Genomic DNA, 201 nt, shown 5'->3' on the forward strand with positions numbered 1-201 from the left:
ACAACGCCAACAACAGCGCGACTGCGACTGACTCGGACAGCTTCGACCTGCAGCCCACCGTCACGGTCGATCTCGAACTGGGCGCCGACGGCAGCAGCCCGACGCTGACTGGCACCTCGACCAACGCTACCAGCGTCGAAGTCACCATCACCGGCACCGACGGCTCGACCCAGACCGCCACCGCCACGCTGAACCCGGATG

Annotated in this window: 1 protein-coding gene; it reads left to right on the forward strand. The window is 66.7% G+C overall.

All coding sequences use genetic code 11. The features are described 5' to 3' along the window. Positions 1-201: hypothetical protein (locus GRF61_RS24505; RefSeq protein WP_169153194.1), on the forward strand; the 201-nt coding region annotated here is incomplete at both ends.

The organism is Azoarcus sp. TTM-91 (assembly GCF_012911025.1).
Lineage (GTDB): Bacteria > Pseudomonadota > Gammaproteobacteria > Burkholderiales > Rhodocyclaceae > Azoarcus.